Origin of the sequence: Vibrio tapetis subsp. tapetis, from assembly GCF_900233005.1 — a bacterium.
Classification (GTDB): domain Bacteria; phylum Pseudomonadota; class Gammaproteobacteria; order Enterobacterales; family Vibrionaceae; genus Vibrio; species Vibrio tapetis.
The window spans coordinates 1,837,617-1,855,153 of the sequence record NZ_LT960612.1 but is presented as its reverse complement, the minus strand read 5'-3'; the positions used below and the strand labels follow the sequence as shown (position 1 = coordinate 1,855,153).

Genomic DNA, 17,537 nt, shown 5'->3' with positions numbered 1-17,537 from the left:
TCACACATATTCTTTATGTAGCGACCACACACAAATCCAACCAAGGAAATGGGAAGAGAGGAAACCCCCCCCCCTGTTCGCCGCCCAGCCCGAAAATACCAAGGCCAGACGCGCGGGACGCGGAGTCCTAGCCCATCCAACAAAATCACGCCCGCGAGGGTGGTGTGGCTTTTATGGGCCACCTCTTAGTTTTTTTGGTAGTATAAAGGCAACTTCCCGTCTTTTTTTGTTTTTTTATAAGAAATTTTTCACCCCCCCCCCCACATTAAACGCCCCCAAAAATTCCAACACGGGGGTAAAGGGCCACCACCACGTCCGCCTTTTTTTCCCGCCCCCGGCCAAAAAACCCGGCCTTTCCGCGGCCCGCACTTGTAAACGCTTTTGAAAGATACGCCCCCCAGAATTGGTTTTTTTGGTTCCCGCCGGTTGTTTTTGGGCGGACGTTTACCAAATGGCCGAATTCCTTTTTTTTTCATTGCCCCTCCTCCCCCCTTGAAAGGTTTACCCCCGTCGACCGCCCCTTCACCTATAAAAAAGGTTCTGTTGGAGGCGGTCATTCCAGCGCTCAATAAGCTCCATCCCCGCTTTCAGAGTTTGGCCCAGATGCCTGGTAGTTTGGTCTAGCGATTGTTGCGTACTGCTGCCCGCGTTTTGCACCGTTTCTTGCACCAGGCTTGGGGTGTTGGCGCTGATGTTGCCCCGGCTGGTTGTTTGGCTGCTGTCATAGGTCATGCGGCCATCGGCGTGTTGGGTACTCACGGAGCCATCGCCTTTTTGCGTGTAGGTGTGCCCGGTGTTGGTTAAGGTGTTGTCATCAAATTTGTTGGCGTTGGTGTTGTTCATGCTGTGGTTGTCCATCTGCATGTTACCAAAATCCAAATTGCCACTGGCCGCCGCGGCGCTTGCGCGGGCGTTGGTTGAGTTGATCATGCCCGCCAGTTGGTAGTTCATGCTGGACATGACCGCTTGACCTCCTTTGAGAAGGCCGCCAGCAATGGCCGGGACGCTTATCATGAGAATGCCCGTCATCCAAGCAAAGCGGCTGTGAAGCTCATCCATGGCGTTCGCGTTGGAGAGCACCAGCCCCCCAAAGCGCCCAGACACATCGGTGGACAAGGATTCCAATCCCCACAATTGCAGCGCATTAATGATGGCAAACAAGGTCGGCCACGTGGATAAGTACGCGAAGGTGGACACGTAATTCTTTAAGACCAGCGCGGTCAGTCCGGGGATGACCGCCGCGCCCGCAATAAAGAAACCCAAGCAGGCAAACAGCATGAAAATCAGGGTGTGCAGCATCGGGAGGTATTCGCGAGCCATGAGACCAAGCGAGGCCCACATGGACGTGGTTTGCAGTTTGTTTTGGGTGTAGGCGTAGTTGAGCGCGCTTTGCGTCGGATCAAGGCGGTCAAGGTTATAACGAACTTCGTTCATCACCATGTTTTGTCTGATGTTGTTGGACGCTGAGGTGGAAATGTTGACGTACTTATCGTAGCTGCGTTTAAGCGACAGCGCGATTTGAGGCTTGTACTTGGCGGCATTTTTCCCTAACAGGTGATGCGCCAGCGCCGTGAGGTTGCCTCCGGCGGCGTCAGTGAAGCGTTTTCTGACGATGGGGTAGACTTGCGCGCAGGTTTTAAAGCTCATCTTACCCGCGCCTTCGTCTAAAAAGACCGCCCGTAGAGGGCTTTGTCTTACGGTGTCTAACATCGCAAAAATGTCAGGGCTGGAAAAAAGGGTATCCCAACTGTACTTGTTGTTGATTTGCACATCGCCAATCATGCAGTTATCAAAGTAGTCGTTCCAGATTTTCTTTAACGCCACTTCTTGTACGGTGGATTGTCTGGAAAGCTGATACAGCTCAGAGCCAAACATCATGCCCGTGCGGCCATAGCGCTCATCATCGGAGGTGGTGAAAATCGCCTCGACCCCTTCGGCCATGCCCACCATGACGGTAGAAAAGAAATAGGTGGGCAGCGCAACCAGATAAGGCACATTATCCACGGTGAAAAACTTGCCCGGCTCGGTTTTGTCTATCACCAGGACCCGCGCTTTCATGTTGATGAGCAATAACGGCACCAGAAAAAACACCGCGCCCCATTTAATCAAATCTTTGGGGTTACGGCTGAGCATGAACATGAACAAGCTGCTGATGAGCCCCAGTCCCAAACAGATTTGTAAGAAGCTGCCAAAAGTGGCGGTGGTAAAAAACGTGGCTAAGGCGTTCAGCGCCTTGGCCACGACCTCAGAGCCGGTGTAGGTGTAATATTCCAGGGTTCTCATGGCTATTGTCCATAGGTTGATGTGGGTGGGGTCTGCTTTTGAATTGCTTTTCGCGTTTCTTTCGGCGTCTCTTTTTCTGAGGCAATGAGCGCATTCTTGTTCAGCAAGGCGTGAATGGCCTTGTCCGCCAACCCATCGGTGAAACGCTTGGCGTTATCGATGTCGTGGGTAATGCGTTCGATGTCTTTTAGGTCATTGTTGGTGTTGTGGAGAGACTGCCGGGCAATGGCGAGCATGTTGGTTAAGTATTGGTTTAACAGCTCGACCGACATCATGCGCGCGTAGTGCCCCAAATCCGGGGTTTGTTGGGTGGCGGTCGCATCAATGAAAAATTTCAGCACCGGGGTTTGGGTGAACTCCAAAAAGCCCTTTTGCTGGCTCGTCAAGGCTTGGTCGTTGTGGATGGTGCGCAGTAGCCCTTCTAATATCGCGCGAATGCGGCGTTCAATGCCATGGGTTTTGCTGATGGTGAGGGCGGTTGTCTTGGTCAGAGTGACGCAGGCGTCTTTGCCCGTGTTCTTGCATTGGTAAATGTCGCCTTTTCCGCCCTCAAGCAGCGTTTGAATGAGGTTATTGTTGTCCGTGAGCAAGCTTGGGTAGTAGTGGGGCTTGCCGTTTTGGTCGTACACGTAAGTGCCCGACAGGCTCATCATGAATTCGGCCAGTTTTGTGTCTGCGGCTAAGAAGGGGTTGGTCATGATGGCGGACCAAATCACGTTGTGATTGGTTTTGGTCATGTCTTTTAAGCTGGCATCGCCTTTGGCGCTCGCCAGTTGCCCCGCCGCTTGTCCTCCGGCGCCGCATTGGTGCTGCGCTTCCACCCAATCTGAAAAGGCGTTGTTTTGCGTGCCTAAGGTGGCGCAGACGTGTTTTTTGGTGGCGGGCGCGGCAAACGCCGCCAGTCCCCCAATGGCCGCTTGCGCGGCTTGGCAGGAGTTCACCGATTGGTTGAGGTATTTGTCGAGGGTCGCTTGCAACTGGTCAAGGTTTTGCTTGAGCTGCGGCGCCCAGGTTTGCAGGGCCAAATTCACGACAAAAGGCGGGGCATTGTGAATGATGGCTTTGCCCAGCTTCACCAATTGGTCGGATTTGATGTGAGAAAACCCGCCCATGAACATGTCAATGCCTGAGCAACCGGCACTGATGGCGGGCACGGTGACGCTGACCAATTGCGCATCAACAATCTTCGTGCGCACGAAAAGACTGCCCCCACTGTAGTAGTTTGCCGCTTGGCCTTGATACGCGGTGGGGTTGCTGACGTTGGCTTGATAACTGGTGGCATCAAAAAAGCGCGCCAACGCGTTATTGGTGTCGGCCCAAGTAACGGGGGCAGCTAAGCTTAAGAATAATAAAGAAAAGAGGCGCTTATGCACATAAAATGTGCATAAGCGGTGAGTAAATGAGCGCATCATTGTAGGGCCTTTTGAATGGTGGGATCGCTGAGCACTTGCTGTATGCTTTGATTGAGCTGGCTTTGAGCGACATCGCCAATGCTGAGTTTGGCGAACTTACGACTGTTGACGTTGAGTAAGAACGTCGCGGGCATCACCGGCTTGGTGGTTTGCGGGAAAAAGGTGGTGGCGATGTCATGCGTGACGGGAATGGGTACCTCAAAGCCTGGAATGCCTTGGCCGTTCACGGAAAAAGCGTAGATTGGCAGCGCAAAGTCGAGGCTGGCTTGTTGGACTTTGGGGGTCAGTCGATGGCAGTAGATGCAGGTACTATCAAAAAAGAACACCAGGGCGTATTGGTTTTGCATGGCGGCGTGCGCGCTATTGACGCTCAGTAGGAGCGCCAGCAGGATAGGGCGAATAACATTCATGAAGACTCCAAGATGAAAATAAACAAAAGGGATTTAAAATGGACAGCGGTTTTTTGTGGTGAACGTGATAATCGGTGTGGGCTTTTGCGTCGCGTTGTTGGTGTTTGTTGGACTGTGGTTACTTTTAGTGGATTAAACATTCTCGTTGTTAAAAGTCGGAGGCTTTAAAGTCGGTGGCCACGTTGTAAAACCGCCCAAGAAGGTCGGTTTGGCTTATCCAGCCATAGGCCAATGGCTTCATCTCCCCCGTCTCCGGGTGCACCAAAATCAAAGCCGGCGTAAAGGGCACGGTCACTTTTCCTTGGTTGTGCCGGTTTTCTTTTAGGTTGGTGATGAAGGTCTGGTCGGTGCTTATGCCCAGCAAATCGAAGTGATGCTCGTCGGCAAAGGCTTGAATGGAGGGCGCTAATTTTTGGGTAAGGGCATCGCGGCCTTCGTAGACAAAGAAGAAACCCCATCCCTCCTGTTGCATTTGCTTGACGGCGTCCGTCTTCTTTTGTGTTTCAAGGGCAAGATAGGGCTGTCTGGCCGCTTGCTCTGTTGGGTGGTCTTTGGTGTAAGACAGCTCAGGCTTGTCAAGTAGGACCGCTTTAAAGGTCATGCCAATCTCATCGGTTTGAGCGGTGATGAAACGGTTCAGGGCTAAGAAGTGCGCCAGTTTCTCTTTGTCTTTTGGGTGAATGAACGCGTCGTTTTTGGCTTCATCGTGCATGGTATGGAACCAGTCCATTTGCTGCGTGGCTGAGAGGGGGCTCGGCGGTGACACCGTGGTTTGGGTATTGCTTGGCAGTGGCTTGGGTTTGGGGGTTTCGGTGATTGCTTTTGGTTCGTTATACCATCGCCACCCTAACGGGGCGTCATTGGCGAGAGCGGACTGGCCATGAACAAGCAGCGTTAGGGTAATGATAGCCATCAGGTGTTTTTTCATCATCATAGACCTTGGTTAAACGGATGGGAGCATGGCGTGGATGGAAGGGCGGTTTATCCGCCCGTGGCACTTTGAAGTCGGTTTTTGATTTCATCAAAGTTGGGTAAGTTTGTGTTGCCTTTCATCTCTGGATAAAACTCGGCAAAGTCAATGTGTTCAAAATTGATTTGACCGAGCTCTTCGGGGGTTAATGGCGCGCAAGTGGGGCGCTCTGAAGAGCCTAGTCCTTTACCAAGCTGACTCATGGCCCCTTGTTGTTGGATGATTTTGGCCAACTTACTGTCGTAAACGAAGTAACTGCGCTTGTGTCGTAAGCAAGCGCCGAGGATTTTTTTTGCGCAAAACTCGCCGACATACAGCGTGAGCCCTTTTCCTTTGGCTTTGCCCAAGGCTTTCTCTTGCTCACTGCATTTCGCGCCTAAGCCTTGCCCCCAACCTGAATCGCTGCAGCAGTCATTAAAGCCGGCGATTTTCTTTTCACATTGCATCGGTTTTCCTGTGAAGATTTTGGGCGGTGAGCCCACGTCTTTGACCGCTTCGGCAAGGCCTGCGAGCGCGGCCACGGATTTATCGAAGTTGACATTAAGCTTCGGCGTTTCTTGGTAGCAATCCCCATCCAAGCAAAAAGACTGCTCACCGCATTCGAGTGCCGTGGTATGGCAGGTTTTTTCAGGGCAGCTTTTTTGCACTTCCTCTTCGACACAAACGCCATTTTGCTTCAAGCTGCATCGTTTCTCTGTGGTTGTGCAGTCGTTGGGCAGTGGCTTGCAAGTATCTGTCGTGTTGCATTCATGGTTAATTTGGTACTTCCAACAAGGCAACGTGGTGGGGATCCCATTGACTATCCGTGTTTCTTCCCCCTCAATGCAGGTTTCACTGATGGGTTTGCAGGCTTTAATTAACGTGCATTGCGGTGACCAACTGAAGGTGTTTTTGATGCAATTACCGCCTGAAAGAGAGAAGCCTGTTTGGCAGGTGAGCGTGGCGGGCATGGTTTCATTAACCAGCCCACAAATCTCCCAAGTGGTTGACCAGCCGCTGTGCCGGCCTCCTCGACAATCATAGTTTCGATCCGATTTTTCTTTCCCTTTCCATTTTCCGCTCTGAACGCGACGCCCATCCCATATCATCCATTCGCCCCCAAGTCTCCCGCAGTTGCCTCCGCTAGCGGAGACAGAGTTGCGAGCGTCATAACGGCATTGTGTGATTTGCCTCGTGCAGTCTCGTCCTTGATTCGTCCAACCTTGAGGGCAAATGAAAATGACGGGACTCACGGTCACAGAGGCAATGGGGACTTTCTCGCAAGGAACCTGTTTTCGTGTGGGTTGATTGCATTGCCTTGGGACAGGGTCGATGACGCATTGAGAGCCGCTCTTGCAATCCACGTAGGCATTGGAGATGCCGTGCGTTACCTCAAAGGCGTTCTCTTGGCCAAGCAGCGCAAATCTCATGGCGGGGTCATTTTTAATGTCAGGCCGACCTTGGTTAAAGTTGTGGGTGATGTCTTGCGCGATGTCATTGGTGGCAAAGGCGTGCGCCTTTTGGCTATTGATAGTGCTGTCATCGAGTTGGGACTCTTTGGGGTTATCCACACCGCTTTTACAGGCGGCGTCCTTGCAATAGTCTTTGGCGTTTAAGGGCAACGCACTTGGGGTGAGCGTTTGGTTGGCCGTGTGTTTCGCCCATTGGGCGCTGTCGTTATAGGTTTGCGCTTGATTGGCGTGAGTGAGCATGGGAGAGCAAAGGCATAATAGTGTGATGAAGCGGGGCAAGAATGTGCGCATGAGCGCTCCTTTTTTAATGCTCGAGTGCGCGCAGCAGCGTCGCCACCTCCTGTTGGGTGTCGCCTTGCGCTAGCGTCTCTAAGGCTTGATACAACGAAATATTGCCCGTGACCACATCATAATCGGTGGGCAGGCAAGATTGTTTGGGTTGGCATTGTCCGGGTTTGATGGACACGAACGTGGGCACTTGCTGGATATCAAATTGCCGAAACCAATCTGGGCTGATGGAGAAACCGCTGCGAATGGCTGGGCGGTTGCCTTGATTGATGAGGGTTTGAATGCGCGTTACGGTCGCGGTAAAGCCTTGTGGCAGGACGCCGCGTATCACCAAGGGGATACCGGTGCGCTCGCTTTGTTTGAGCAATTGAGTGAGGGCGGTGTCTGGCATGGTTAATGACACAAACACCATCACGCCTTTGGGCGCTTGCTCTGGATTGGTCTGAGCGGATGGGGTATCCAGTAAGGGGGAGAGCGATTGCGGGTTAAGCTTGCGCCCCGCGGCCTTACTGGCTTGTTGCGCGTCATATTGGAATGCGTTGGCTTGGTCATGTAAGGTTTTGGATTGCGCCATGATGGCGTCGTCGGGGCGCTCCGCTAGGCGCCTTTCGATGTCCTGAAAGGCTTGGAGTTCTTCTTTTGTGTACGCGTGGGTGAGCGGGCTTGTGAGCGCGCAGGCCCACAGCGCAAAGCGACAGGCTTTGCGTAAGAGTCGAGGGCGCATGAGTGTCTCCTGATGCGGTTAATTGGGGTCAAAAGGCGGGTAAAACGTGCGAGCGTCCTGAAAACTGATGGACAATATCTGCCGTGCCATAAGCTCTCGGCTGAGCATGTAATTGAAGTACGCCGAGGGAAAGTTGCAATACACGTGTTTTTGCTCTGACAGAGAGGTTTTTAAAAAATCATCTAAAGAGTCAAGGCTACTGGCAATGAACAGGGTGTGTTCATCAAGACCGATGGTGCTCATGTTGTGCTCCTTGGTTGGGCTTTTAACGAAAACAATTAAGTATAGTCGCTATAAAAAGACGCAATTGCGTTTTCGCCATTGAACAAAGCCAAAATTATCCCCGGTGACGGGGTTATCATGACCGGCCTCCCACAGCGTGGTGGTGGTCGTGTAAGGGTGACACCATTGTGCGTCCGCAATGGGCGCGGACATTTGATAGCGGTATCGAGACTTGGGCAGCAGTGGGTCTGGATATTGGTAACAAATCGCCCCGCTTTCACCACGCGTTTCCCACACCATGCCTTGGCGGTGCAATTTGTAATTGAGCCTTTCCATCAGCAGGGTGGCCGCTTGGATGGGCGTGTCTCGATAGTTCGTTGTGCCCGTTAACGGATAGGCACTGCCTTGGGAGCCCAAACACCAAAACAGGGCATCAATGGGCAAGGATGAATTGGTCGAGGTGAGCATGGCCTCTGGCACGCACGCAAGCTGCGCCACCACATTACCAAACAATAACGCTTCGGGGTTGAGCACCAGGGCCAGCTCATCGTCGTCCCAAATGGGGTCAATTTCGGTGAGATAAGCCACATCAAAACTATCGGTCGCCATGCACGCGGCCGATTGCATCAGTTGTAACCAGTAAATGAGCGGGTATTTGTACCAATGGGCGTGATAAAAACCGCCATCGCTGCTGTCGCTTTCGCGCGCGGTGATGCGTCCTCCTATTTTTTGCTTATTGGCGCCCCCCATTTCAATGCCCATGTTGACCATGCAATAAGGGACGCGCGTGATGTCCGTTAACGCATAAGGCTCCCAATAACCGATGTTGATGCCCACTTGCATGAATATCGGCGGCGGCTTGGGGCAAAAGGAAATCGGAAAAGACGGGTTGCGGGTGTCGGGGTATTTGGAAGGCAATACGGTGGCGGCGCCAATCGTCATCGGAAACAAGCAGTCCCAGCAAATATCGGTAATGGGGTTGATAAAACGACTCTTGCAGGCGGGGCCGGCGGCGAGCGTAGAGGGGGCGCTTAACACGAGTAGGAGGGCAAGTGTTGAGCGCAACAGTAAGCGGTGCATAGGCGTGTCCTTAGTATCCACGCTGCGCGTGGTGCTCCTTTTGTCTCAACAAGAGGCGTTGCCTCATTATCGCAGCCAAAAGCGAGCTTAGTTGATAGAAAAAAGGGTCGCAGTGGAAGCATAATCAAGGGGAAGGTGTCTTCTCCAAACGCATCAAGCCAGAGACATCCACTTCGTCGATGCGCCAGCGCGTGCCCTCTTGATAGGCTATCGCGGGAAGGTGAGTGATGTGCAATTGCTTGGTGAGAAACCCTTGCTGCGCAAAATAGTATTGCTGACCGGTTAAGGCGGCCATGGCGTTAGGGCTGCCCCCAGTGAGCACCCATTTTATCGGTTTGGTGTGGGTGTATTGACTGGCAAACCGCCGCTGCTTGGCATCGCGGGCATCAAAGAACACCAAGACTTTACTGAGTTCAAAATTGGGTAAGACCGATTGACCCTCAATGGCTGGCCACGTTGTCGGATCGAACGGGTTGATGCGCGTGCCCGCCTTGGCAATGCGCTGGCCCGTATTGGGAACGAGTAAGTCTTTGGTTAACGTCACGCTGGGATCCACATAAAAGGTGCGCGGCGAGGTGGTGGTTAACAGCCCTTGGACGGGCGTGGGGGTTTGGATGCTGGCTTTGACCCGTTGGGTGAACGTGTCTTGTAGGTCGGCCATCTTTCCGTTGGCCTCAAATTGTTTTAATCGGTGCTCTATCCAGTCCAGCATGTCGATTTCCCCAATGGGAAAGGCGGGGGCAACCCGGCCAAAATCCTTGGCCTGACTGTGAGTAGTTACCCCCACCCAGAGCCAACTTACCCAAATTGCGGCCAAAAGCCACGTGTTACCGCGATGTTTGCTAGGCACCGCCCGTTTGATGGATGGCTTGCTGGAAGGCGTGGATTTCATCGCCGTAAAAGTGCATGGACGTTTGCTCAATGGCCGACTCCAAAGCGTGGCCTGCTTGCACCAAGTTTTCACAATACTCAAACTCGTGAGGCTCCGTGGAGAGCATGGCGCGTTTGACGGGGGAGGCGAAAAGCGGTGGTAGGTAACGTGTCCACCCGCTTTGATGCGCGCGCAGCTGTAGCCCGCTTCGCTGGATTTCTCAAACCCCTTGATGATGGCTTGGTCAAAGGAGGAGAACACGTTGGGGTTGTCGGTGAGGTAGTTATCAAAGCCGGCTCCTTGTCGTAATAAGATATGAATGTCGGAATTGTTGTAGCTTGCCTTGGCTTCTTCGCTACTAAAGAAATCCTCAATGCCTTGCGTGACGGTGCAAAACGCGCCACCGAATTTTCGAGCGGTGCGATAGCCGGTGTTAATGAACTCGCGCGCCTGCTCGTTGGCGCCACTCAACAAGCTCCACGCTTCTTCAATGATGCACAGCTTCGGGGTAGAGCGAGAGCCGGATAAGTACATTTGCTGATTAATCGACACCATGAGCGCGAAAATCACCGGTCTTAACACCGCAGGCGGAAAGCCATCGAGCTCCAAGGTGGTGAATTCCACTTTAGGATCGAGCATGGACGGCTTGTTAAACACATCACTATACGTGCCATCGGTGCCATACTTTTTCAGTTGCACCGCAATGTCTTTGATGCGGCGGTCTTGCTCTTCGCCGGCAATGTCGATGAGGGCATCCCTGACATCATCCACCAAGGTGTCTACGCCTTTGGCTTCCCACGCTTGGACAATGGCGTCGCCCAAAACGCTTTGTTGGAACGTGGACAGGGGCGCATAAGGCGAGGCGATGGTGGCGAATAAAGCCGTGATGTTGTCCAGCGCTTCCATCATCGGATCCACCGCGGTGCCGTCGTCGTCCACAAACTCAAATTGGGCGTCGGCCATTTTCCCTAAGTGAGTGAACGGGTTTAAGTAAATGTTGTTGTGGGTCATGTAGGTGCCGCCCAAACTCAAGGTGAGCTTTTTGTAGCTGGCGCCTTTATCGAGGATCCACACTTTGCCCCCCATGGCGTACACGTTCTCGGCCATCTCTTGGACAAAGAAGCTTTTGCCCGCCCCTGAGCCGCCCGTCAGGGCAATGTTCTGGTTATCACTGCCACAGGTAAAGGGGTTAAAAAATGAGATCTGCTGTCGCATGGTCGGAAGCAGCATGCCGCCTTTGAGCTGGCGAAAATCCAGCACCACCGGGAAAAAGTTCACCAGATTGGAGCTTTTCACGGTGCGAGTGCGGCCGACTCGCTTGCAATCCTCCCAAAGCCCTTCGCTCATCATGAAGGGCAGGATGCTGAGCAAGGCTTGAGGCTGGAGCATTTTGAGGGGGGCGATATCGAGACCGGCGTTACTGAACGCTTCTCTGGCCGCTTGGGTGTGCTGTTTTCCTTCCTTGCGGTTGGTGAACAGCGTGACGGTCAAGACCATGCTGGCGATGGTGAAAGATTTACCCAGCAATCCCGCTTGAATGGCTTTGCGCTCGGCCAGCTCGTCTTTGGCGGTGGGCGCCAGTAGGGCCATTTTTGACTCCACCGTTTTGGTCAAATCTTTGATTTTGGCATCATTACTGGCGTTTTGTTTCCCGGTGGGCTCATGACGAAAGTTGAGCGTCAGCATATGGGGGCATTTGATGGAGCGGGAGACGTTTCTTAACGACGAAAAACACTCTGGCAGCGCGTACAGACGATAGTCTCCGGGCAGTTTGGATAAGCCCATGTTCACAATGCGTCCGCGAGTTTCTTCGCCCTTGTCGTTGGTGTGGCGCGTATCAATGTACTCACGGTGCGTCATCATTTCCGTGTCAGGGGCGAGCGCTTGGCGGTGCAGTGACTCCAAAGGGTGATAAGACTTGAGCTGTGGGCGGTCTTGATTGGGATCAAAATTAAGCACATCGCCCACGTGAGTGAGCAGCGCCTCCGGGGTCAGCGGTTGCAAATCAAACCCCAATTGCATCAACCCGGTCTCCAGCGTGATGCGCGCATCCAGCAAGGCTTGGGGTTCGTCTTCGCAGGTTGAGACAAACATAAACGCATCATAATCGCGTAAATCGAAATGGCTGTTTTTTTGTCGATGAAAAAAGCCGGCTTGGGCAGCGTAATTCGCGTAAATCGCGTCATCTCTTGCCATTTTCGCGCACACGCCGCCGCGTTTACTGAGTAAGGCTTCGTTGCTTTCCAGATAATGCGCCACTCGATTGTGGCCAAACAGTTGCAATTGATAGTCCCATTTGTCGCCTTGCGGTAAATCGGCCACCAATTTGTTGAGCGATTGAATGATGGTGTCATTGGCGCCGCCCAGAATGCTGAGGCGAAAGCCAAAGCCTTGAGCATGTTGATTGCGAAAAACGCGGTCAATGGCGTCATGCTCTCGATACGGCAGTTCATGGTGTAGGTGGTTTTGCGCTTTTTTGGCCTCGGTAAAGAGGCGGGATAAGCCGGAGGTGGATTGAGAAAACATGGAGACTCCGTGGGGTTACCAGAAAAGGGATAAGGGCCAACTGACGGGCATCATGGCCTCATCGGAGCGCTTAATGGCGGCCGAGAGTTCATTGAAGCCTGTTTTTTCAGGCACTCGTAGAGGTTAACGGGTTTGATGATTGGGTGTGTGGCGTCTTCGCTGATAGGTTGCCCGAGTTCGCACCGCTCTAGCTCGCGTAAAGCGTCAATAAGGCGTTGATGAGGCCACGGTTGATGCTCAAGGTAGACCGTATAGGTGTGGGCTCTGGCCGAGTTCGTGCTGAGCACGTACTGCGCCACTTGGGCTAAGGCGCTCATTAACAGAGCGCCTTAGCCCAAGTGGCGACAATGAACGCCTTTTTTATGAAGGATTGCATTCTTTTCTCCTTTTAATCTTGCCAAATGGCCGGGGCGGGGCGCCCTGACCATTGGCTGTCATCGAGCACGAAATACACATCCATGGTGTCAACGTAGTCGTTATCTTGGTCTTTAAAAGGAAAAATGGTCACCTTTTTGACTCGCTCACGGCTTCGTGTCGGCTGGCCATGTCGGTCTCGCCTTGGCAGCAGCGTAAAAGAGGCGGGCGCGGTGGGGGTCAAGATGGCGTCGCCATGCTCTTGACCGGCATGACCGTAAGGGTTGTTTCTAATGTCGTCCATGGTGGTACAGCTCGATGTGCCGCCTATTTTTTTGCAGCCGTAGTCGCCATCCAATCCGGCGGCGCAGCCGGATAAGGTCAGCAAAGTGAGGCTGATTATGATGCGCTTCATGTGTTACTCCTGTCGTCCAAAGCCGGTTTGGTTAAGCCCTTGTTGAGTGAGCTTATCGGCGAGGGGGTTGATGGCGCTCGTCGGCGCATTGGTGATGACGTCCATGATGTGGTTGGTATTGGAAGCGGCGTGCGCTTTTTCTTCCAGTTCGGTTTCGTAGGCTTGGGCCAAGACGGGGTCAAGCGGGAAGCCTTCCAAGAACACCAGGTTCACGATGGCGCCCGGGTTGACTTCCACGATGGGGTGATACAACTCCGCCAATTGGATGTAATAGTCAGCCAGTTTGCTGCCGACGCTTTGGGTGGCACTGCCCAGTAAGTTCAGGCCGATTTTGTCGGTGCTGACGCTGCTGCTTGGCCCTAACGCGGTCGGGGTAGTGGTTTGTGACAGGGCTTTGCCGGCGCCGCCTAATCCTTCAAGGATGCCTGATATCCCGGCCATTTTAACGATTTGACCGTTTTTCAATATCGTCGTGCCTCGAATGCCGTTGCGACCAAAGTTAAACGCGGTGGCCTTGACGGGCACGTCTAAGATGTCGCCGCTGGGCTGGATGCAGCTCAAACGGTGGGTGCGAACAATGCCGCGACTGGACGAGATTTCCCCATAAACGGAACCTGTTACGGTGCAGTCGCGTAATTTTGACGGTTTACCGTTTGGCAAAATGCCGGCGTTCAGGGTTTGGAAAACCAGCGGCGCCGTATCGCCTTGGCCTAAGACACCGGCGTTCGCATCCGCGCCCCCGGTGACCACCGCGGTCACAAAGGTGCTGGTTGGCACGTAGTTATCAACGGTGCGCCGAGGGGCGCGTTCTTGCTCACTGGCCGCCCAGGTGAACTCGAAACTGTCAAAGCCTTGCGCGGCAAACGCGACGTTGTCTTTGCCTTGGTATTGAAAGTCCGCCATGTTCGAGTTGTTTTGCCCATCACGAACCGACGGGCGAGGGGGCAGGGCATACTCCCCAAAATTTCGGCCAGAATAGACGTCGGCTGACGCGCCTTGGCCTGCCGGTTTCTTCGCCTCTTGCCACTGCGTGGTGAGTTGCGTTTTGAGGGCGTCGATTTCCGCCAGTTTGTCTTGCATTTTTCGCTCAAGCTCACTCAAGGTCGAGCTTTGATTGCGCGCGCTCGCCTGCTCGATGTTTTTAAGCTCTGCGGTGAGACTGTCGCCAAAGCGCCCCAGCGTACTTTCAAACTTAATCAGGGATTGCTCTAGCTGGTTGATTTTAAGCTGCTGCGCGGTGAGGGCGGATTGGTTGTCTTTTTCGGTGAAGTCGTCACCGACCACGGCGCCAAAGCCCACTTGGGTGACGGGCTCAACCGAGGTGGCCTCTCGCGTCATTTGCCAGACCAGCGCGCCCGCTAAGGCGAGCGCCGCCAAGATAACCACAGTGATGATGAGGTTGCGGGAGTGCGTGGCTTGGTTGATGCGCTCGCCTTGGTCAAAGTCCCCGTCACGGTCTTTAAAGAAGGTGCGTCCCACGCGGCTTAATCGGTCTTTGGTGTTATCGAACATGCGCGGCGCCTCCCCCGGTGATGAGGTATAAGGTGGTGCTGGCTCCAGGAGCCAGCTCGTAAGCTTCAAGCGCCGCACTGCGCGCGGAATCGCTGTAAAATTGCGCGGTGGTGAGCGTCATAAGGGTTTGGGTTTGGTTGCGCAGGGTGTAAATGATGCCCGAGTAATCGCGGCCGACAAACACGGTGGTGGGGATGACGGCCAGCGCTGCGTCATCGTCTGGTAACGTGGCGGGATCTACCGGGTGCTGGCTAAATCCCTCAATCGGCGCTTTGTCATGGACAAAGCGCATCATGGCCTTGGTGAGTCGTGTCAGGCCCTTGGGGTAATCGGCGCTGGTTTGCATGACACTGTCTTGCTCTAAATGAGACTGCGCCCACGTAAATTCGGACACGAAGCCCGGGGTGGCTTTGGGGCTGATGAACAGCGCGAACAAGCGCCCTTTTTCGGTGGTCAAATGCGCGGTAAAGGGCAGAGCAATGTTGATTTTTAAGGTGATGGAGCCGGAGGCGTCTTTTTGGTTGCCCGATGAGGTGCAAAAGCCTTGCGGGCACACGATGGATAAAATTCGGTCATTGGCCACCACGAGCCGGTTGAGGTTAATGGAAGACAGAGATAAAGGGATGGTGTCGCCATTACTAAAGGGGTAAGTCACTTTTTCTGCGTTTTGGGCTTGCGCCATGAGTGGAGTGCTCAAGAGAAAGAGCAGTAAGCACAACCGTGTGTAAAACGGGGGATAAAACCGAGTGCGCGTTGGGGGAAAGACATTAGGGCGATGCATGGTCGGTGGCCTCTAGAGTTTGGATGGATTGAAGGGCGAGTACGCCATGGTGGTAGGTCAGGTTGACTTGATACCATTTACTCTCCGCGGGCAGCGTGCGCGTGCCTACGTGTTTGGTTAGCGTTCCTTTTACGTGCACTTTCAACTCATCAAGGTTAATCGTGAACGTGCTTGCAGCGAACTGGCTGCTGATGTTGCCCTTTTTGATGGCGCCCGCTTCTCGCAGCAGATTGGGTTGAAAGGTGGCCCAACTGCCTTCGTCTACGTATTCCAGCAGTTGGCCGTATTGCCGACCGACGTTGCCTGGGGTGACGTTGAGTTTGAGATACAAAAAGTAATCGGCCATTTGCTCTAAGTAGGGCGCATCCACTTGGGAGTCCGACAAAGAGAAGGCTTTTGATATCACCGGGGGCACAAGGGTGCGGCTTTTATGGGTGAGGGCTTGGTACACCGAAAAACCGAGCACCAGATTGGTGAGGAGCATGGCAAGAAAGCCGAGGCTCAAAAAAAGATTGAGCAGGCTTTTTATCGCCAGTTTGTCTTGTTTGATGAAACTGTCCATAAACGGCCTTTAATATATCCAGTAGCGTTTGGAGGCGGCGGGGGTGCGCGTGAATAACACGCGCTTCATAAAGGAAGCCCCCCACCAATAGCTGGCTTGCGCGATGATGTGATCCCCGTATTGGGATTTGATGTAGCGCAATCCCCCGAACCACGCCATGGCTATCACCATGCCAATCATTTCGTGTCCAAGCCAAAACGCGAGGCCAAAGGTGACAAACGCTGGCAGCACTTCATCCATGGGGAAGCCGACGAGGCGGCGTCCTTTGTTCATGTGTTTGGGGACCGCAAAAAACTGATGAGGATCTTCCATGAGATCTCCTTAGCCGAGTCCGACCATTGGGGCGCCGACGTTCCATAAGATGGAGCCTCCGGCAAATCCGCCGAGGGCGGCGAACCAGTTACGCGTCATGAGTCCGGTGACCACGGCGCCAAGTAGGCCAGTGCCGAGCATGGCGGTTTCGACTAGAGAGCCTTTTCCGGCGGTGTCTTTGACCGCTTGCTTGCCACCGGCAAACAAATCGGCGGCGAGCGTGGGTTGAGTGACCAAGAGGGCGCCAAGCCCGACGGCCACGCCAACAGCCAGAGCGCGTTGTGAGTTACATTTCATTGGATGATTTCCTTTTTATGAGTAAACGTCATGAAGTAACGTGGCGAAGGGGTGCATTAAAAGGTTGCCAGTCCTTTCTTACCCCCGCCAGGTGGCGATATGCGTGAGTCGTTGTGTTCATAGGTGGCCAAAAGGACAAGAGATTCACTTTTTCGGCGTTCCTTTTGTCTCGACACGATAAAAAGACATCATGCAGAGGCAAAAGAAGTACGTTATCCGAATTCGGGGTACTCACTCGAACGACATGGATCCCCCTTATTGTGGAAGCGCCAATAACAGAGGCTACATTTCTACCGGTCGTCGCTTTGTATACGTAATTTGATTTTTAAACGGAGGCTGTGCTTATCATTGCCTTATTTTTTAGGTATAGGCTGACCACGGATTTACGTTTACGTACAAATTGCTTCCAGTTTCTCTTGCTTAACGTGAGGTTTTTTTCTTTTCGGAATCGTTTCTTTCCTGAGTTGCTCCGCCATTGAGTTTCACCTTTTATACGATTTGATTTACGGGTTGGTTTGCGCCGTGTTATCGGTATGCGGTTTAAATGTATGGCTAGTTGGCTACGGACGGTAGAAAAGCGGCACTGCCGATCATCTATTTGTATGGATTCAATCCTTCCATGAAACGATGGCGAATTTACTCTGCTATTAGGAACAATCAACGCGGCAAAAATGAGTCCTTCGGCCGTATCTGCAATGAATTTGACATTGATGATGGCGTTATCTTGAAAAGAAAAGCCCACTAGGTTTTTGCATTGTTTTTTCTCTGTCATGTCGCCGAGCATTAACTGGCTGTCCAAAGGGAGTATGCCGTACATGATCCTAAGCATGAGGTGGATTCCTAAACAGCTGACTTTAACGCGCAGGCAGTATCTGCACTTAAAATTAGGCGGGTACCTTTCAATACCCGTGTTGTGTTTCTTTGCTTATGTATGAACACAATTCATACTACTTGGCTAGAGCAGCGAGTCTCTATGGTTGAGCCAATTTGATGTTTCGCACGCATTTCTTGGACTCGTTTTGATTCCAGCCCGCGCCCTTCTTAGCGCTCAAGGAATATTGTTAACC

The 17,537-nt window shown here is 53.0% G+C and carries 17 protein-coding genes and 1 pseudogene; all 18 read right to left on the bottom strand.

The window, feature by feature from the left end:
* Positions 1-522: 522 nt before the first annotated feature.
* Complete coding sequence (locus tag VTAP4600_RS25325; RefSeq protein ID WP_102525427.1) at positions 523-2,283, bottom strand: conjugal transfer protein TraG N-terminal domain-containing protein; 1,761 nt, start codon at positions 2,281-2,283, stop codon at positions 523-525.
* 2 nt (positions 2,284-2,285) lie between these two features.
* Positions 2,286-3,695, bottom strand: a complete 1,410-nt coding sequence (locus tag VTAP4600_RS25320) for a conjugal transfer protein TraH (RefSeq protein ID WP_102525426.1) — start codon at positions 3,693-3,695, stop codon at positions 2,286-2,288.
* Positions 3,692-4,105 carry a conjugal transfer protein TraF gene (gene traF, locus VTAP4600_RS25315; protein ID WP_102525425.1) on the bottom strand — a complete coding sequence of 138 codons (414 nt, stop codon included), beginning with the start codon at positions 4,103-4,105 and terminating at the stop codon, positions 3,692-3,694. The genes VTAP4600_RS25320 and traF (VTAP4600_RS25315) overlap by 4 nt, the downstream gene beginning before the upstream one ends.
* Positions 4,106-4,253: 148 nt before the next feature.
* Positions 4,254-5,039, bottom strand: a complete 786-nt coding sequence (traF, locus tag VTAP4600_RS25310) for a type-F conjugative transfer system pilin assembly protein TraF (protein ID WP_415239697.1) — start codon at positions 5,037-5,039, stop codon at positions 4,254-4,256.
* Positions 5,040-5,086: 47 nt separating this feature from the next.
* The gene (gene traN, locus VTAP4600_RS25305) at positions 5,087-6,817 is read right to left on the bottom strand and encodes a type-F conjugative transfer system mating-pair stabilization protein TraN (protein ID WP_102525423.1); all 1,731 of its coding nucleotides are present in this window, start codon (positions 6,815-6,817) and stop codon (positions 5,087-5,089) included.
* A gap of 13 nt (positions 6,818-6,830) precedes the next feature.
* Complete coding sequence (trbC, locus tag VTAP4600_RS25300) at positions 6,831-7,538, bottom strand: type-F conjugative transfer system pilin assembly protein TrbC (protein WP_102525422.1); 708 nt, start codon at positions 7,536-7,538, stop codon at positions 6,831-6,833.
* An 18-nt stretch (positions 7,539-7,556) separates the two neighbouring features.
* Positions 7,557-7,781, bottom strand: coding sequence for a hypothetical protein (locus VTAP4600_RS25295; RefSeq protein WP_102525421.1), 225 nt, complete (start codon positions 7,779-7,781; stop codon positions 7,557-7,559).
* 48 nt (positions 7,782-7,829) lie between these two features.
* Positions 7,830-8,840, bottom strand: a complete 1,011-nt coding sequence (traU, locus tag VTAP4600_RS25290; RefSeq protein ID WP_012397000.1) for a conjugal transfer pilus assembly protein TraU — start codon at positions 8,838-8,840, stop codon at positions 7,830-7,832.
* Positions 8,841-8,964: 124 nt separating this feature from the next.
* Entirely contained in the window at positions 8,965-9,732 is a 768-nt protein-coding gene (gene traW, locus VTAP4600_RS25285) for a type-F conjugative transfer system protein TraW (RefSeq protein ID WP_102525420.1), read from the bottom strand.
* Positions 9,683-12,237 (bottom strand): annotated as a pseudogene (gene traC, locus VTAP4600_RS25280) (type IV secretion system protein TraC). Before traC ends, traW begins: the two are co-directional and overlap by 50 nt.
* 50 nt (positions 12,238-12,287) lie before the next feature.
* Entirely contained in the window at positions 12,288-12,554 is a 267-nt protein-coding gene (locus tag VTAP4600_RS25275) for a hypothetical protein (RefSeq protein ID WP_102525419.1), read from the bottom strand.
* 71 nt (positions 12,555-12,625) lie between these two features.
* Entirely contained in the window at positions 12,626-13,006 is a 381-nt protein-coding gene (gene traV / locus VTAP4600_RS25270; protein WP_012396997.1) for a type IV conjugative transfer system lipoprotein TraV, read from the bottom strand.
* A gap of 3 nt (positions 13,007-13,009) precedes the next feature.
* Positions 13,010-14,518 carry a TraB/TrbI/VirB10 family type IV secretion system protein gene (locus VTAP4600_RS25265; protein WP_102525418.1) on the bottom strand — a complete coding sequence of 503 codons (1,509 nt, stop codon included), beginning with the start codon at positions 14,516-14,518 and terminating at the stop codon, positions 13,010-13,012.
* Entirely contained in the window at positions 14,508-15,200 is a 693-nt protein-coding gene (gene traK, locus VTAP4600_RS25260) for a type-F conjugative transfer system secretin TraK (RefSeq protein ID WP_012396995.1), read from the bottom strand. Before traK ends, VTAP4600_RS25265 begins: the two co-directional genes overlap by 11 nt.
* Before the next feature lie 85 nt (positions 15,201-15,285).
* Complete coding sequence (gene traE / locus VTAP4600_RS25255; RefSeq protein ID WP_012396994.1) at positions 15,286-15,861, bottom strand: type IV conjugative transfer system protein TraE; 576 nt, start codon at positions 15,859-15,861, stop codon at positions 15,286-15,288.
* Positions 15,862-15,870: 9 nt separating this feature from the next.
* Positions 15,871-16,173, bottom strand: a complete 303-nt coding sequence (gene traL, locus VTAP4600_RS25250) for a type IV conjugative transfer system protein TraL (RefSeq protein ID WP_012396993.1) — start codon at positions 16,171-16,173, stop codon at positions 15,871-15,873.
* Positions 16,174-16,182: 9 nt separating this feature from the next.
* Complete coding sequence (gene traA, locus VTAP4600_RS25245; RefSeq protein ID WP_012396992.1) at positions 16,183-16,470, bottom strand: type IV conjugative transfer system pilin TraA; 288 nt, start codon at positions 16,468-16,470, stop codon at positions 16,183-16,185.
* Positions 16,471-16,795: 325 nt separating this feature from the next.
* Entirely contained in the window at positions 16,796-17,299 is a 504-nt protein-coding gene (locus tag VTAP4600_RS25240) for a hypothetical protein (RefSeq protein WP_102525417.1), read from the bottom strand.
* Positions 17,300-17,537 lie beyond the last annotated feature (238 nt).

Coding starts and splice junctions, on each gene's coding strand:
- VTAP4600_RS25325 (WP_102525427.1), bottom strand. CDS start 2,283: ATGAGAACCCTGGAATATTACACCTACACCGGCTCTGAGGTCGTGGCC.
- VTAP4600_RS25320 (WP_102525426.1), bottom strand. CDS start 3,695: ATGATGCGCTCATTTACTCACCGCTTATGCACATTTTATGTGCATAAG.
- traF (WP_102525425.1), bottom strand. CDS start 4,105: ATGAATGTTATTCGCCCTATCCTGCTGGCGCTCCTACTGAGCGTCAAT.
- traF (WP_415239697.1), bottom strand. CDS start 5,039: ATGATGATGAAAAAACACCTGATGGCTATCATTACCCTAACGCTGCTT.
- traN (WP_102525423.1), bottom strand. CDS start 6,817: ATGCGCACATTCTTGCCCCGCTTCATCACACTATTATGCCTTTGCTCT.
- trbC (WP_102525422.1), bottom strand. CDS start 7,538: ATGCGCCCTCGACTCTTACGCAAAGCCTGTCGCTTTGCGCTGTGGGCC.
- VTAP4600_RS25295 (WP_102525421.1), bottom strand. CDS start 7,781: ATGAGCACCATCGGTCTTGATGAACACACCCTGTTCATTGCCAGTAGC.
- traU (WP_012397000.1), bottom strand. CDS start 8,840: ATGCACCGCTTACTGTTGCGCTCAACACTTGCCCTCCTACTCGTGTTA.
- traW (WP_102525420.1), bottom strand. CDS start 9,732: ATGAAATCCACGCCTTCCAGCAAGCCATCCATCAAACGGGCGGTGCCT.
- VTAP4600_RS25275 (WP_102525419.1), bottom strand. CDS start 12,554: ATGAGCGCCTTAGCCCAAGTGGCGCAGTACGTGCTCAGCACGAACTCG.
- traV (WP_012396997.1), bottom strand. CDS start 13,006: ATGAAGCGCATCATAATCAGCCTCACTTTGCTGACCTTATCCGGCTGC.
- VTAP4600_RS25265 (WP_102525418.1), bottom strand. CDS start 14,518: ATGTTCGATAACACCAAAGACCGATTAAGCCGCGTGGGACGCACCTTC.
- traK (WP_012396995.1), bottom strand. CDS start 15,200: ATGGCGCAAGCCCAAAACGCAGAAAAAGTGACTTACCCCTTTAGTAAT.
- traE (WP_012396994.1), bottom strand. CDS start 15,861: ATGGACAGTTTCATCAAACAAGACAAACTGGCGATAAAAAGCCTGCTC.
- traL (WP_012396993.1), bottom strand. CDS start 16,173: ATGGAAGATCCTCATCAGTTTTTTGCGGTCCCCAAACACATGAACAAA.
- traA (WP_012396992.1), bottom strand. CDS start 16,470: ATGAAATGTAACTCACAACGCGCTCTGGCTGTTGGCGTGGCCGTCGGG.
- VTAP4600_RS25240 (WP_102525417.1), bottom strand. CDS start 17,299: ATGCTTAGGATCATGTACGGCATACTCCCTTTGGACAGCCAGTTAATG.